General features: G+C 65.4%; 13 protein-coding genes. 4 read left to right on the plus strand and 9 right to left on the minus strand.

Annotated features, from left to right (window positions below; all coding sequences use genetic code 11):
* Window positions 1–166: 166 nt before the first annotated feature.
* The 5 genes from serA to GGD65_RS13610 all read right to left on the minus strand — a co-directional run bounded on the left by serA (window position 167) and on the right by GGD65_RS13610 (window position 7,575).
* Window positions 167–1,411 (minus strand): phosphoglycerate dehydrogenase, encoded by a 1,245-nt coding sequence (serA, locus tag GGD65_RS13590; protein ID WP_183235590.1) that lies wholly within the window; start codon window positions 1,409–1,411, stop codon window positions 167–169.
* Window positions 1,412–1,671: 260 nt separating this feature from the next.
* Entirely contained in the window at window positions 1,672–2,904 is a 1,233-nt protein-coding gene (locus GGD65_RS13595; RefSeq protein ID WP_183235591.1) for a rhodanese-like domain-containing protein, read from the minus strand.
* A 69-nt stretch (window positions 2,905–2,973) separates the two neighbouring features.
* Window positions 2,974–4,155 carry a PepSY domain-containing protein gene (locus tag GGD65_RS13600; protein WP_183235592.1) on the minus strand — a complete coding sequence of 394 codons (1,182 nt, stop codon included), beginning with the start codon at window positions 4,153–4,155 and terminating at the stop codon, window positions 2,974–2,976.
* 2 nt (window positions 4,156–4,157) lie between these two features.
* Window positions 4,158–6,482 (minus strand): TonB-dependent siderophore receptor, encoded by a 2,325-nt coding sequence (locus GGD65_RS13605; RefSeq protein WP_183235593.1) that lies wholly within the window; start codon window positions 6,480–6,482, stop codon window positions 4,158–4,160.
* A gap of 208 nt (window positions 6,483–6,690) precedes the next feature.
* Window positions 6,691–7,575, minus strand: a complete 885-nt coding sequence (locus GGD65_RS13610) for a dihydrodipicolinate synthase family protein (protein WP_179738267.1) — start codon at window positions 7,573–7,575, stop codon at window positions 6,691–6,693.
* 180 nt (window positions 7,576–7,755) lie between these two features.
* Between GGD65_RS13610 and GGD65_RS13615 the strand changes: the two genes are divergently transcribed.
* Window positions 7,756–9,168 (plus strand): FAD-binding oxidoreductase, encoded by a 1,413-nt coding sequence (locus GGD65_RS13615; RefSeq protein ID WP_183235594.1) that lies wholly within the window; start codon window positions 7,756–7,758, stop codon window positions 9,166–9,168.
* A 9-nt stretch (window positions 9,169–9,177) separates the two neighbouring features.
* Window positions 9,178–9,873, plus strand: coding sequence for a GntR family transcriptional regulator (locus GGD65_RS13620; RefSeq protein WP_183235595.1), 696 nt, complete (start codon window positions 9,178–9,180; stop codon window positions 9,871–9,873).
* Window positions 9,874–9,879: 6 nt separating this feature from the next.
* Here GGD65_RS13620 and GGD65_RS13625 read toward each other — a convergent pair whose 3' ends face one another.
* Window positions 9,880–10,044, minus strand: coding sequence for a hypothetical protein (locus GGD65_RS13625; RefSeq protein ID WP_167443383.1), 165 nt, complete (start codon window positions 10,042–10,044; stop codon window positions 9,880–9,882).
* 125 nt (window positions 10,045–10,169) lie between these two features.
* Entirely contained in the window at window positions 10,170–11,114 is a 945-nt protein-coding gene (locus tag GGD65_RS13630; protein WP_183235596.1) for a DMT family transporter, read from the minus strand.
* A gap of 129 nt (window positions 11,115–11,243) precedes the next feature.
* Between GGD65_RS13630 and GGD65_RS13635 the strand changes: the two genes are divergently transcribed.
* Window positions 11,244–13,265: a YgiQ family radical SAM protein gene (locus tag GGD65_RS13635; RefSeq protein ID WP_183235597.1), complete on the plus strand. Its 2,022-nt coding sequence runs from the start codon at window positions 11,244–11,246 to the stop codon at window positions 13,263–13,265.
* 18 nt (window positions 13,266–13,283) lie between these two features.
* Here the strand turns inward: GGD65_RS13635 and GGD65_RS13640 are convergent, their stop codons facing one another.
* Complete coding sequence (locus tag GGD65_RS13640) at window positions 13,284–13,577, minus strand: DUF718 domain-containing protein (RefSeq protein WP_183235598.1); 294 nt, start codon at window positions 13,575–13,577, stop codon at window positions 13,284–13,286.
* A 315-nt stretch (window positions 13,578–13,892) separates the two neighbouring features.
* The gene (locus GGD65_RS13645; protein ID WP_183235599.1) at window positions 13,893–15,164 is read right to left on the minus strand and encodes an MFS transporter; all 1,272 of its coding nucleotides are present in this window, start codon (window positions 15,162–15,164) and stop codon (window positions 13,893–13,895) included.
* 142 nt (window positions 15,165–15,306) lie between these two features.
* On the opposite strand from GGD65_RS13645, the gene GGD65_RS13650 reads away from it, so the two are divergent.
* Window positions 15,307–15,765 carry an Rrf2 family transcriptional regulator gene (locus tag GGD65_RS13650; protein WP_183235600.1) on the plus strand — a complete coding sequence of 153 codons (459 nt, stop codon included), beginning with the start codon at window positions 15,307–15,309 and terminating at the stop codon, window positions 15,763–15,765.
* Window positions 15,766–15,790 lie beyond the last annotated feature (25 nt).

Here is a 15,790-nt window from a genome sequence, read left to right on the forward strand (position 1 = left end):
GCGTCGAAGTCGATGGCGTAGTGTAGAGAGCCTTGGCGAAGAAATGCAACCGGAACGTGGGCCCCGCGCCGTCTAGAGCGCGATGCGATGAGGATGAATCGTCATCGCGCTTTAGGTCGTTGTTTAAGCATGATCTTTTCGGAAAACCGCTGCGCGCTTCTCCGCTTTAGTGCTCGAACACCAGCCGCGCGCCGACCGTGCCGTCGAGGGCGCGGATCTGCTGGAGCAGCGCCGCGGAATCCTGCCCCGCGAGATCGGCATCGAGCACGACGTAACCAAGATCGCCTGATGTCTCCAGGTATTGCGCGGCGATGTTGATGTCGCGCTGGAGGAAGACCTCGTTGAGCCGCCGTAGCATGCCGGGGACGTTGCGATGGACATGGCTGAAGCGCGCGCCGGAAGGGCGCAAATGCAGCTGCACTTCCGGGAAATTCACCGCGCCCATGGTCGAGCCCGTGATGAAATAGTCGACCAGCTTGCGCGCGACCTCGCCGCCGATGCGCTCCTGCGCCTCCTCGGTCGAGCCGCCAATATGCGGGGTGAGGATGACGTTCTCGAGGCCCTGAATGGGGCTCTTGAAGCGATCGGAATTCGACGACGGCTCGACCGGAAACACGTCGACGGCCGCGCCGGCAAGATGGCCGTCGCGCAAAGAGCGCGCGAGCGCGTCGAGATCGACCACGGTACCGCGGCTGTTGTTGATCAGGAACGAGCCAGGCTTCATCGCCCGCAGCTCCTTCTCGCCGATCATGCCCGCGGTCTCCGGCGTCTCCGGCACGTGCAGGCTGACGACGTCGCTCTGCGCGAGGAGCTCTTCGAGCCTCTCGACCGGCTCGGTGTTGCCGTGGCGGAGCTTGTCGGTGCGATCGAAATAGATCACGCGCATGCCGATGGCTTCGGCGAGCGTCGACAGCTGCGAGCCGATATTGCCGTAGCCGACGATGCCGAGCGTGCGGCCGCGCACCTCGCGGCTGCCGGTCGCGGACTTGTCCCAGCCGCCGTCATGCGCCGACACCGAGCGCGGAAAAATCCGCCGCAGCAGCATCACGATCTCGCCGATCACGAGCTCGGCGACGCTGCGCGTGTTGGAGAACGGCGCGTTGAAGACGGGAATGCCCCGCTTGCGCGCCGCCATGAGATCGACCTGGTTGGTGCCGACGCTGAAGCAGCCGACGGCGAGAAGCTGATCGGCGGCTCCGAGCACATCATCGGTGATCTGGGTGCGCGAGCGGATGCCGAGCAGCGATACGCCCTTGAGAGCGCGCCGCAGATCCTCGCCGTCCAGCGCCTTGGTCAGCCGCTCGACATTGGTGAAGCCCGCGCTCTTGAAAAGGTCGACAGCGCTGTCATTGACGCCTTCGAGCAGCAGCGCCTTGGCACTCCGCTCAGGGCTTTGGCCTGGGGCTGGCATGGTGTCTCCATAGATGATGAGCTTTGTCGCAGCTCATAGACCGCGGACGGTGCGCGGCACAATAGGGGTCGGATACGGGGAGAAAATGGCAGATGGTCATGCTCGCATCAGCCACTCCGTCATCCTGAGGCGTGAGCCCTGCGGTGCGAATGCACCGCTGGGGCCCCGATGCAGCCGCGCGGAGAGAGTTGGGCCGTCGCCCTTCGAGGGCCGCTAAGAAGCGGCCACCTCAGGGTGACGGATAATCCACCCGTTCAAGGTCAAATCACATAAAACCCGTGCGTGCCGTCGCGGCGGAGTTGCTCGACCAGCCCATATTCCCAATCGAGATAGGCCTGCATCGCGCGCTCGGCAACATCGGTGCCTTCATAGGGCCGGCGGTAGCGGTGGGCCGGATCGGGCTTGGGCAGCATGCGCGGCGGGCCGATTTCGAGCGCGGCGTCATAGCCCCCTTCCAGCACATAGACCTCCCAGCCCATCTGCGCCAGCCACGACGCCGTCATGTCGGCACGGACACCCCTGTCGTCGGTCAGCAGAATGCGCGCGCCGCGCACGGGCACGGCCATGTCGGTCTCCTGGACCAGCTGGCCGCCGGGATAATGGCGGAAGCCCGCGAGGTGACCTGCCGCATATTCCTCGGCATCGCGCACGTCGAAGCGATAGAGCGTGCGATCGGTCTGCGCGACGAGCGCGGCCATCTCGCTTGCGCCGATATGGCGAACACCGGCTCGATAAGCGACGTCGCGCGCATTGGCCGGGCCGCTCTCGAACGAGCCGATCGCGCCGCGCCTGTCCGCACCGTGATCGAGCGTGTGCCGCGCCAGCGTCCAGCCGATGGTGCCGTTGCGCAGCGCCCGCACCTTGTTGGGCACGCCGGCATTGATCAGCGACTGCGTGCCGATGATCGAGCGGGTGCGGCCCGCGCAATTGACGATGATGGTGGTTTCAGGGTCGGGCGCAGCCTGCCCCGCCCGCAGCACCAACTCCGCGCCGGGCACGCTGACCGAGCCCGGAATGTTCATGGTGGCATATTCGTCGAAACGGCGGACGTCGAGGATGGCGATGTTGGCCTTGTCCGCGATGAGTTTTGCCACCTCGTCGGCGCTGAACGAGGGCGTGTGCTTGCGCGACTCGACCAGTTCGCCGAACGCTTTCGAATAGGAATTGACGTCCTCGAAGACCTGATAGCCCGCCTCGCGCCAGGCCTTCAGGCCGCCATCGAGCGCGCTGATACGGGTGTAGCCGAGCGCGGCGAGACGTTCGGCGCCGGCCGCGACCAGCCCCTCGCCGTCATCGTAAAGCACGATCGCCACGTCCTTGCGCGGCAGCCGCACCTCGGCCTCGATCGCGATCCGATCCACGGCCATGTTGGCTGCGAACAACGGATGTCCGGTCGCAAAACCTGCCTCGTATCGGAGATCGAGCAGCGCGATTTCTTCGCGCAGCAGCAGTGCGCGGCGGATATCGGCGGGGGTGACGGTCGGAAGCTTCATGGCACGGACCTTGAGAAGAGGACCATGAGCTTTTGACCGATTAGAAGCGCGTTGGCTAGCCTCGCCCGCTCACTCGCCGGGAACGAGCCGCCCGAGCGGCTGCTGTGCCGGACGGCGCAGCTTGCGGCGCGACAGGTAGAGCAGGATGCCGGTGATCGCGAACAAGGGCATCGACATCGCGGCAATCATGAACGCGAGCTTGCCCGGCCAGCCCAGGATCTCGCCGCGATGGATGTCGTAGATGGCCGCGATGATCTTTTCGCCGAACGTCTTGTCAGCAAAGCGCTCCGCTGAGACCAACTGCCCGGTGACGGCGTCGATGCGGAATTCGTCGCGCGTGGTTTCCAGCAACGAGGCTTTCCCCCACGACCGGATCCGTATTGTCGTGCCGGGACCAGCCGGCAGCGTCAGCAAGGCCTTCGAGAACCGATCGCCCTCCTCACGCTGGAACGTCACCCAGGCCGGATCGAATCCGATCGGCGGCGCCGGTTCGGAATTGGCCGCACGCGGCAGCTTTGTGGGCATTTTCGCTGCTGTGACGTGCGGACGCGCGAGCAGCCAGGTCACGCCGTCCTTGTACCATTCGAAGGAGAAATACAGGCCGGTGAGGGTCATCGTCAGATAGACCGGAAGGACCCAGGTGCCGATCACGGTGTGCAACGACCGGTGCAGAGCGCGGCCACCGAGCCCAAGATTCGGCTTCAGCCACATCTTTACGCTGCCTGCACGACGTGGCCAACGCAGCACGAGGCCCGTGACCAGCATGACGATCAGGCCGAGCGCGATCGTGCCGGTGATCGGACGTCCCCAACCCTTGCCGTCGCCCGGAATGAGCAGCCAGCGATGCAGCCGGCGCACGGTCGCGAAAAACGCTTCGCCGCGCGGCGCGCCGAGCACGCTAGCGTCATAGGGATCGACATAGAGCGAAGTCGGCCGGTCGCCCCGGTCGTCACGCGCAAAGCGGACATGAACCGCCGCAGACGGATCGCTCGACAGTGTGACGGCGGCGACCTTGCCGAGGTCCTGCGAGGCCTTCAGCCGCGCAACCAGCGCATCAGGCATTAACGCCGGTGCCTGACGCGGTGCGACCTGCATGATGCCGGCGTTGAGATGATCGACGATCTCGTCCTCGAAACTCATGATCGCGCCGGTCAGCGCGATCAGGGACACCAGCAGCGCAAGGACCAGGCCCGCGATGGAATGGACCTGGAACAGGACCGCCTTGATGGTGTGTCCGAGCCGCGCGGCCATGGCTAGAACTTCACCGTGGCCGACAGCGAGACGCGCCGCGCATCGCCGATCGCGACGTTGAGATTGTTGACGGCTGAGGGATAGTAGACGGTGTCGAACAGGTTCTTGACGTTGAACTGATAGATCACCGGCGTGTTCTGGTATCTCGTCTCATAGGTCGCAAAAATGTCGGCGACCACATAGGACGGCAAGAAGAAGGTGTTGGTGGAATCGCCGGGACGGTCGCCGACATAGCGCGCACCGCCGCCGAGGCGGAGCTGACCGGGCAATGCGGTGCCGAAGTCATACACCAGATAGAGCGATGCGGTGTTCAGCGCGACGTTCTGCAACTTCCTGCCGAGCAGCGTCGCATCCTCGGACGCCGTCACGCGGGCATCAGTATAGCCATAACTGCCGATCAGGGCCCAGCTATCGGTGAGCCTGCCGGTGACGTCCAGCTCGACGCCGCGCGAGTGAGCCCGGCCGACGGTGTGGAGCTCCACGTTGCCCGCGCTGTTCGTCTTCGTCGTCTGCACGTTCTTCTTGTCGAGATCGTAGAGCGCCAGCGTACCGGAGATGCGCTTGTTCAGATCGAATTTGACGCCGGCCTCGTATGACACGCCCTCTTCCGGAGCGATGTTGGAATCGATCACCACGCCGATCGGCGCAATGGTCGAGTTCGGCTTCAAGGACTGGGTGTAGCTCGCATAGAGCGAGATCTGGTCGGTCAGCTTGAAGATGGCGCCGCCGAGCGGAAGTACCTTGTCCTGTGACACATTGGTATTGGTGTTGAAGGGCTTCCCGCGGCCGGCGATCTGCTCATAGTCCATGTAGCGCGCGCCGCCGACCAGCGCGAAGCGCTCGGTCAGATGCAGCGTGTCCTGGACAAACAGAGACCACTGGCCGAGCTTGTCGGTCTGGGCGCTATCGCTGTTCGACGCCGTCGTCCCGGGCCCGATCAGCCCATAGACGGGATTGTAGACATTGAAGGCGGGCGTCGTCTGCCGAATCAGGGTGTCGCGGTAGATGGTGCGATACTGACCATCGCCGCCGAACACGACGTCATTGCGCATGTCGCCGAGCCAGAAGCTGCCGGAAATATACGACGTTCCGTAGCTGACGTTGCTGAGCGAGCTTCCCGTGCCATCGTTGCTGCGCGTCTCCCTGCCGGTCGTGAAGTCAATACCGGTGATACGGAGCTGGTTGGCGCTGAAGGTCTCGGTGTTGTAGCTGTAGCCAGCGTAGAGCTTCCAGTCCTGGTTGAAGCGATGCTCGACCGAGGCCTGCATCAGGTCGGACGTACCCCACGTGTTGTTGAAGGGCTCATCTAACCGGCGCGTGGCGGGCACCGCGAGCGGCGCCTTGGTCACCGGGTTGAACGCCGTGCCGCGATCGAACGGGTAGATGAACTCGCGATGCTCGTAGTTGAGCTGGACCGTGGTGTCCTGGCCGTACCAGGCCAGTGACGGCGCGATCAACATCTCGCGGTGGCGACCGAAATTGCGCCAATAGTCCTCGCTGACACCGTAGCCGATAAATCGATAGGCGAGACCTTGGTCGCCGATCGGGCCGGTGACGTCGAGCAGGCCGTCGGCGCCGGTCTTGGAGGCGTTGAAGGCCGAGCCGAGCAGCGTGACCGAGCCGTGCTGGTAGAGCTCGGGGCGCTTGCTGATGGTATTGACGATGCCGCCGGGGTCCATGATGCCGTAGAGCAGCGAGGCTGGTCCCTTCAGCACCTCGACACTTTCGACGGCGGCATTGAGGCTGCGGCCCTGCACCAGCGGCATGCCGTTGCGCATGATCGAGCCGTCGCGATTATCGCCGAAGCCGCGCCGGATCACCGCGTCCTGGCTGCCGGCAAGCGTGTTGGTCTGGGTGACGCCGGAGACGTTGATGAGCGCATCGTCGATGTTGCGCGGGAGCTGGTCCTTGAGCACCTGCTCGGGCACGACGTTGACGGCTTGCGACGTATTGAGCGGCGAGGCGCCGCTGCGCAACGTGGTCGCGCTCGGCATCGCGCGATAGCCGAGCTTGACGGCCTGCTGCGCGGCCGCGTCCGCGGCCGCGCGCTCCGAGAGTGTCGGTGCGGCCGGCGCAGGGTTACGATTGCGCTGGCGCGCGGCGGCCTGCGTGCGGCGTGACGTCTGATCCGATGCACGCACCGGCTTCGGCCGCTGCGCCGGCGCCTCCACCGTCACCGGGGGCAGGGCCGATTGCGCCTGCGCGGTCGTCATGTTGGAGGGGCATTCGGCGAGCAGCACGGCCGCTCCGATGAGAAGACCCGCACGGCTCTTGCCGGCATGAGTTCGATGGCCGCAGACACGCTGGCCATCCAGATGAGCACGCACGTTCGATTCACTTCCAGGTCAGACGCAGCATTGAAGCTGGCGCGTCTAACAGCCGCGGTGCCCGAAGAGAACCGCAGGCAGAGTTGAATCGCTCTAGTGTTGAATCGTTCTAAGAAGGAGCGACATCGAACGGCAATCTTCAATTGCCGTCGTGCCGGTCGCAACACGCAACACGCGAATTCGCGGCGTATCACGATTCTGTGCGATCTCAGGCGATGGCAGGAGCCGTCAACTCGTCGAGCTTCCGCTTGAACGCGGAGCCGTCGGACGAGGCGCGGAGCGGCGGGCGCACGCGCTGCCAGGCCGCATCGCCGGTCTGTGCCGCCAGGATCGCTTTCAGCGTCGCAGTGAACGAGGGCGTCTTGAGCACGACGTCGATCGCAGCCTGCATGCGCGCTTCGACATCCTTGCCCTCGACCATGCCTTTGACCAGCTCGGGCACGACATTGGCCATGCCGCAGATGGTGCCGGCACCGCCGGCGGCGATCGCTCGGGTGATATCGGCTTCATTGCCGACGGTGATGGCGAGCTCGGGAGCCGCGGCACGGAACGCCTGGAACTGCTTGAAGTCGCCGCTGGAGTCCTTCAGGCCGGCAATCACCTTGCCGTAACGCTTGCGCAAGTTCGCGGCGACGGCGGTTGGGATCGCAACGCCCGACGTCTGCGGGATGTGATAGAGATAGGCGCGCAGCCGATCGTCGGCGACGCCGTCGATGATCGCGGCAAAGGCATCCTCGATGCCTTCGGCCGTGACGCTGCGATCGAAGTAAGGCGGCAGCACCAGCACGTGGCGCAGGCCGAGGCCGAGCGCGGCGCGCGTCAGCGCGATGCCGTCGGTGATGGCGGGGAAGCCGCCGCCGATGCCGATGCGCTCCGGCGCAACGCCCGCCTTGAGCACGGCTTCGATGGTCGCGATGCGCTCGGCGACATTGAAGGAGGTGCCCTCGCCGGTGGTGCCGAACAGCACGACGCCGTCGACCCCCTTGCCGAACAGCTGCTTGGCGTGCGCCGCCAGCTTGGCGGAGTCCACGTTGCCGTCGGCCGCCAGCGGCGTCGCCGATGCCACCCAGAACCCGCGAATTGCCTCTGTCATCACACCGCCCTCTAAGCTGCGATCTCGGACCAAGCCCCTGATCTCCCAATGGTCTTTAAGGGGGCTTCCGAGCCTTGTTTTTGCTTTACTTTCCATCTTGTACCTTACATACAAGAAAGAGGCAAATCCTTTCCACCGTCACGGCGCGCATGGGCGCAGCCAGATTCAGGAAGGTCTCGCATGAACATGGTGACCCCGGTGAAGCGTCCCGATCAATTGCTCGGCGCCCTGCGCGACAAGCTCGGCGCAGCCGCCGTACTGATCGGCACCGACGTGCCGGCGCGCAATTGCAACGACTGGAGCGCGAGCCTGCCGCAGACGCCGCTTGCGGTGATCCGTCCCATCGATGCGCAGGGCGTGGCCGATGCGATTGCGACCTGCCGGCAGGCGCAGCTGCCGTTCGTGCCGCAGGGCGGACTGACCGGGCTGTGCCGCGGCGCTTCGCCCGAAGCCGGCTGGGTCGCGATCTCGCTCGAGCGCATGAGCGGCATCGAGGAGATCGACCGCGCTTCCGCGACGATGACGGTGAAAGCAGGCACGCCGCTGGAAACGATCCAGAAGGCCGCGGACGAAGCCGGCTTCTTCTTTCCGCTCGATCTCGGCTCGCGCGGCTCCTGCGCCATCGGCGGCAACCTCTCGACCAATGCCGGCGGCAACCGCGTGATCCGCTACGGCATGACGCGCGAGCTGGTGCTCGGTCTCGAAGTCGTGCTGCCCGACGGCACCATCATCACTAGCCTCAACAAGCTGATGAAGAACAATGCCGGCTACGATCTGAAGCATCTGTTCATCGGCTCGGAAGGCACGCTCGGCATCATCACCCGCGTGGTGCTAAGACTGTTCCCGAAGCCGCGCTCGACCATGGCGGCGCTCTGCGCGCTGAAGGATTACGCCGCGGTGATCGCGCTGCTCGATGCGGCGCGCAGCGGGCTCGGGCCGCTGCTGTCGGCGTTCGAGGTGATGTGGCCGGACTATTGGGACGTGATCACGACTCGCGCCGGCGTGAAGCCGCCGGTCGCCGCAGGTCACGGCCTCTATGTGCTGGTGGAAGCACAAGGCACCGACGAGAGCCTGGACGCGCCGCGCTTCCAGGCCTGGCTCGAAGAGCTGATGGAGCGCGGGCTGCTGGCCGATGCGGCGGTGGCGCAATCGCTGGCGCAGACGCAGGCCTTCTGGCGGGTGCGCGACATCTGCGCCGAGTTCGGCCAGGTGCTGGGCCCGCATATCTCCTACGACATCGGCCTTGCGGTTGCGCGGATGGACGAGTTCGTCACGCGCTGCAAGGCGGCGCTTGCTTCCGGCATCGCGGGCTGCGAGAGCGTCTATTACGGCCATATCGGCGACGGCAATCTGCATCTGGTCTCCTGGGTCACCGGCCTGTCCGTCGAGCAGCAGCCGAAGGAAGAGATGGACACGATCATCTATGGTCTGGTCCGCGAGCTCGGCGGCAGCATCTCGGCCGAGCACGGCATCGGCACGCTGAAGAAGAAATGGCTGGGCCACGCCAGGAGCGACGCCGAGATCGCGCTGATGCGGACGCTGAAAGCGGCGCTCGATCCCGACCATCTGCTCAATCCCGGCAAGGTGGTCTGAGAAACGCCAATGCGCTCGCTCAAGCTCGATACGCCGAAATCGCTGTCGCAGCGGGTGATGCAGCGGCTGCGACAGGCGATCATCGACGGCGAGTTCGCGCTCGGCGCTGCCATCTCCGAGGAGATGGTGGCCAATTCCTTCGGCGTCAGCCGCACGCCGGTGCGCGAGGCGATGGGCCAGCTGCAGGCGCAAGGCCTCGTGGTGATCCGCCCGCAGGTCGGCAGCTTTGTCTTCACGCCGAGCGCGGACGACATCAACGCGCTCTGCACCTTCCGCATCGCGCTCGAACCCAAGGCCGCCGAGCTCGCCTATCGTCACGATCGTGACGGTGCAACCGCCGCAATGGGCGAGGCCATCGCGGCAATGGAGCCGGCGGTTACGGCAAAGGACAACATCGCCTATGGCCGCGCCGATGCCGCGTTTCACGAGGCGCTGTTCACCCATTGCGGCAACCGCTACCTCGCCGAGTCCTATCAGCTGGTCTCCGGCCGCGTCGCCGCGCTCCGCACCAATCTGACCTCGCCGATCGACGTGCGCACCCGCACCTCGTTCGACGAGCATCGCAGGCTGCTCGATTTGTTCGCGCGCGGCGCGTTCGCCGCCTTCGAAGAATTGATGACCACGCATATTACCAATTCGGGCGTGGTCTACGCCAAGGCCTTGAAGGTGGAGGCCTTGAAGGTGGAGGCGCTGAAGGTGGAATAAGCGCCTCTAGCGCCCTTCCCTCGGTCCCGGCCTGTCCAGAAAATCCAGCGCGGTATTGATCTGCTCGAGCTGGTGCTCGATCCTGTCGCGGTCCTCGACCGATGGCGCCTTTTCGAGCTGCTCCACGAGCTTCTGCTTTCGCAACAGCAGGTTCTCTATGACTGTACTCACAGCTCCCCCATCGCCAGAGGCGAACATCGCGAGTGCGCGCGAGCCGGGCTCGCGGCAACCCCTCATCAGAATGTCCGCGAAGGCCGATGGTTCCTGCGGGTGAACCCGGACCCATGCGGATGGAACTAGCGGCGCAAACTGGCCCAGACGCCGCTCAAAATCAGCAAACCACCGAAAAGATGGATCAGCTGCGGCGGTTCGCCGAGGATGGCGAAAGACAGCAGCGCGCTGGCGATCGGCCCGAGATAGAGCACGAGCGAGGTCCGCACCGAGCCGAACTTGCCGCCGAGCCAGGCAAAGCCGGCATAGGCGAGCAGGCCGGGAACGATCCCGGCGAAGACATAGGCCGACAGCGCCTTGGTGCTGAAGACCTCCCCCGGCGTCGCCCACATCTCCATGGCCGCGAGCGGCAGCGAGAACAGGGCGCCGGCGCCCGAGAACAGGCTGATGCGTGCCAGCAGCGACGCCTTCGGCGCGGCGCGCGATTGCAGCAGCGTGTAGCCGGACCAGCCGAGCATCGCGATCACGACGAGGCCGTCGCCCGCCGCAGTCTGAAGTTCGATCAGCGCCTGCGGATGGCCGCCGGAGATGATGAGCAGCGCGCCTGCGAGCGCCAGCGCGGTGCCGAGCCATTGCAGCGGGCCGACATGCTCCATGCCGCGCAAGGCGGAAATCAGCAGCACCGTGATCGGCGACAGCGCCATGATCAGCGCGATGTGGATCGCCGTCGTCGAGACGCCCGCGGCATAGACCGGACCGCCGCACAGGAACATGCCCATGAAGCCGGCGGCGAGGATCGGCCAGACGTTTCGGCCGAGAGGCACGCGGCCGCCCTGGATCTCCTTGAGCGCGATCGGCGCGAGCCCGATTGCGACGATGCTCCAGCGGAAGAAGGCGAGCGCGAAGGGCGGGACGGAGCCCGCGAGCCCGCGCGCCAGAATCTGATTGGAGGCCTGCGCGGTCGCCACCAGGATGAAGCCGACCAGCGCAATCACGCCGAGCCAGACATTCGTGGACGGCGATATTCCGGCCACCGCATCATGACCGCCGTCGGAGGTTTCCTTGCCCATGGAGCAACCGGATATCCGATGTCGGCCGCGGTGAGAACCCTGACGACGCCCCGGCTGCGGCCCGGGAACCTCAACTTTCACGCGCCCGTCGGTTGAATTCGGAGGCGTGGGGACTTATCCCTTGGCGCCATGGATACCCAGATGATCACCGCCGCAAAGCCGCTGATGGCCCGAGCGCAGCCGCGCAAGCCGGCACCGTTCCTCCCGATGAGCCGCGCCGAGATGGACGCGCTCGGCTGGGACGCCTGCGACATCGTGCTGGTGACCGGGGACGCCTATGTCGACCATCCGAGCTTCGGCATGGCGATCATCGGCCGGCTGCTGGAGGCGCAGGGCTTTCGGGTCGGCATCATCTCGCAGCCGGACTGGCACTCGGCCGAGCCGTTCAAGGCATTAGGCAAGCCAAAAGTGTTCTTCGGCGTCACCGGCGGCAACATGGACTCCATGGTGAACCGCTACACCGCGGACCGGCGCCTGCGCAGCGACGATGCCTATACGGCCGGCGGCGAAGGCGGCAAGCGGCCGGACCGCTGCACCGTCGTCTACGCCCAGCGCTGCCGCGAGGCGTTCAAGGACGTGCCGATCGTGCTCGGCGGCATCGAGGCCTCGCTGCGCCGGATCGCGCATTACGATTACTGGTCGGACAAGGTGCGCCGCTCGGTGCTGGCCGACGCCAAGGCCGACCTGCTGCTCTACGGCAATGCCGAGCGGGCCGTCGTCGAGGTGGCGCAGCGGCTCGCCGCCGGCGAAGCGCCGCGCGCGCTCGACGACATCAGGGGTGTCGCGCTGTTCCGCAAGGTCCCCGAGGACTACACCGAGCTGCACGCCGACGATCTCGATTCCGCCGACGAGGGCGCGACGCGCCAGAAGGGTGCGACCGTGATCCGCCTGCCGGCGCTGGAGCAGGTCGAGCAGGACAAGGAAGCTTATGCCCGCGCATCGCGCGTGCTGCACCGGGAGAGCAATCCCGGCAATGCGCGGCCGCTGGTGCAGCGTCATGGCGATCGCGATCTCTGGCTCAACCCGCCGCCGATCCCGCTGACCAGCGACGAGATGGACGCGGTCTACGACCTGCCCTACGCGCGCGCGCCGCATCCGTCCTACGGCGAAGCAAAAATCCCGGCCTGGGACATGATCAAGTTTTCGGTGACGATCATGCGCGGCTGCTTTGGCGGCTGCACCTTCTGCTCGATCACCGAGCACGAAGGCCGCATCATCCAGAACCGCTCGGAAGGCTCGATCCTGCGCGAGATCGAAAAGATCCGCGACAAGACGCCGGGCTTCACCGGCGTGATCTCAGACATCGGCGGCCCCACCGCCAACATGTACCGGATGGCGTGCAAGGACCCGAAGGTCGAGGCGGCGTGCCGGCGGCCGTCCTGCGTCTTCCCCGAGATCTGCCCGAACCTCAACACCTCGCATGACGACCTGATCCGCCTCTATCGCAAGGTGCGCGAGACCCGCGGCATCAAGAAGGTGATGGTCGCCTCCGGCGTGCGCTACGACCTCGCGGTCGAGAGCCCCGAATACATCAAGGAGCTCGTCACCCATCACGTCGGCGGATACTTGAAGATCGCCCCCGAGCATACCGAGCGCGGTCCGCTCGACAAGATGATGAAGCCGGGCATCGGCGCCTACAACAAGTTCAAGCGGATGTTCGACGAAGCGGCCGAACGGGCGGGCAAGAAATATTACCTGATCCCGTATTTCATCGCGGCGCATCCGGGCACGACCGACGAGGACATGATGAACCTCGCGCTGTGGCTCAAGAAGAACCGCTATCGCGCCGATCAGGTGCAGACCTTCCTGCCCTCGCCGATGGCGACCGCGACCGCGATGTACCACACCGGCGTCAATCCGCTGCGCGGCGTCCGCCACGGCGGCAGCGACAAGGTCGAGGCGATCAAGGGCCTGCGCCAGCGCCGCCTGCACAAGGCGTTCCTGCGCTACCACGATCCCGACAATTGGCCGGTGCTGCGCGAGGCCTTGATCGAGATGGGCCGCCGCGATCTGATCGGCTCGCAGCCGCATCAGCTCGTGCCCGCGCACCAGCCCCCCGGCACCGGTAAAGCCGCCGGCACGCGGCGACCGGTGCGGCCGGGCGGCAAGACCCAGCGGTTCACGACCAAGGGGCTGCGGGTGATGAAGTGAACGCGCGCCGCAGCGTTGCTAGAGATCGAGCACCACCGGCCCCGACACCGCGTCCGTCACGCCGCGTCCATTGCCCTGGTCCTCGAGCACGGACCGGAAACTGTCGAGCGTCTTGATCATCGCGGGTCGCGCCGCGACCAACGCGTCCTGACTGGCCCATGTGCCGATGAGGCAAAAGGTCTGCTCGCCGGTCTTGATGATGACGCCGTGCTCCAGCCCCGGCCATTTGGCCTTGCCGTTCCGATGCGCGTCGAGGAAGGCGGCTTCCTCACCCGGTTTCACCTTGAACCTGACCACATTATAAACCTGCATGATGCGCCTCCGAAAAATGGACTGATGAAAACGGGGCCGTGCGAGGTGAGGACGAAAAGTCCAGACGGTCGCCCTGGCCGATTGTTGTCCCCGCGCGCGGCGGCGTCACCGTGACAAATCAGCATGGTCTATCCCGGCCTCCTGATCGCAGGACAGAAATGTGCGAAAACAACCCCATGCACAGTAGCCGGGGACAGCAAAATCAACAGCATAGGACGCGGCAAGAGAGCATGATCCTTTCGGAATTCGCGGCGAGAATTCCTGATTTTACGAGACGATCATTGATCCGTCGGGCAAAACAGGAGCAGGATGACATCATCGGCGCGCCCGGTGTTGCGTGTCGGCCCTGACGGCTTCAGCACGGCGCCCCGTCCAGAAAGCGTAGATCGCCAATCCCTGCACCAACGCCGCGGCAACATAGAAGCCTGGCGCGGCACCAGAGGCGGCGGCCGAAAACCATTCGCGGATCAAGCCAAAGACCGCCGGCGCGAATGAATAAGCGCCTTGCGACATCGCAACGATCAGCGCGACGACACGCGGTACGTCCGCTGGTGCAAATTCGACCTGGGCGATCAACGGCGGCAGGAACGTGCCGTTGCCGAATCCGAGACCGAACAGGACGACGCCAAGAATCAACAGCGGAACGTTCGTTCCAGCCGCGGCGATGAAGATCATCGAGCCCATGATTTGAACCGTGTAGCTGGCGCAGGCAATCAGCCGCCGGTCGGTGCGCTCCGGCATGAGCCAGCCCAGCAGCGTTCGACCCATGATCGCCATAGCGCCGATCAACCCGACCACCAGTCCGGCCCATTGCGTGCCGAGCGCAGGCAGCAGCAGCGAGAACAGGTGCGCGGTCAGACCGATCTGCGCAAACAGCCCAAGGCTCATGCCGGCCGCGAGCGTCAAGAATTTACGGTCTCGCCAGATCAACGATCCCGGCAGCCGCCGCGCAGCGTCCGCAGGCCCGGTCGCCGCGGCTGGCTCCGCTCCGTCCGGCAGCAATCCGATCTGCGCAGGCGTGCGTGACAGCACGGTGCTTGCGAGCATCCACACCAGGATGACCATGATCACGCCGAGGACGGCCGCTGCGATGGCGAAGCCGTACATTGCAATAGCCGCGGCCCAGAGCGGCGGAAAGATGATCCCTCCGACGTTCGCGCCGTTATACGCGACGGCGAGCGCCGCAGGGCGGCGGCGGACGAACCAGGGTGACACGATGGCGTTGACGGCGGCGACGCCCATCGTCACCCAGCCCGCGCCGCTCAGCAGCGTCGCGCCGAACAGCTGCCACGGCGTTGTCGCGCTCGCCCATCCCGAGATGCCGACGGCCAGCGAGAGAGCGCCGGCCTTCGTCACGGCCGCAATGCCGAAGCGCCGATAAAGCGCCGGCAGATTGGCGGTCACGATAGATCCAGTCAGGAAGTGCACGGTGACGGCCATCGAGACCAACGCCAGCGGCCAACCCCTGGCTTCACAAACCGCGTTCAGGAAGATCGGCGGACCATAGAAGCCGAAACCAAGGCCGAGAACAGCGAGACCAAAGCTCGCCGCGACGACTCGCCAACCATAAAACGTCCCGTTCTGCATCTTTGTCGACAGCCTGCGCCCCGCGGCGCGATTGTGCACAAGCCTGACGGCGGGTCCTTCGCTCGCGGTCGAATTATGGGATCGGAAAGACCTGCGTGGGGCCCGCTTGACGTCGCCGCCATCATGTAACATATAAAGTTACATGAAACGAGATTCCCGACTCTCCGGCGTTCTGCACGTGCTGCTACACATGGCGCAGCAGCCTGGGCCGTTCACGTCCGAGACGCTGGCCAAGGCCATGGACACCAACCCGGTGGTGATCCGCCGCATCATGGCGGGCCTACGGGAGATCGGTTACGTGCGCTCCGAGAAGGGGCACGGCGGCGGCTGGACCATCGCCTGCGACCTGTCGAAGGTGACGCTGCGCGACGTCTATGCCGCGCTCGGCAATCCCCCGCTTCTGGCCATGGGCAACCGGACCGAGGCGCCCGGCTGTCTGGTCGAGCAGGCCGTCAATGCCGCCCTCGATCAGGCCTTTGACGATGCGGAGGCGCTGCTGCTGGCGCGGCTCGGCGAGGTGACGCTGGCGATGGTGGGCGAGGACCTGCGCAAGCGGCTCGGGTCCCGAAAGATCCACGACATCAGCGCGCATCGCGCGTGAACGGCGCCATTCACGGGGACAACAT

Source organism: Bradyrhizobium sp. CIR18 (genome assembly GCF_014198295.1).
Classification (GTDB): Bacteria; Pseudomonadota; Alphaproteobacteria; order Rhizobiales; family Xanthobacteraceae; genus Bradyrhizobium.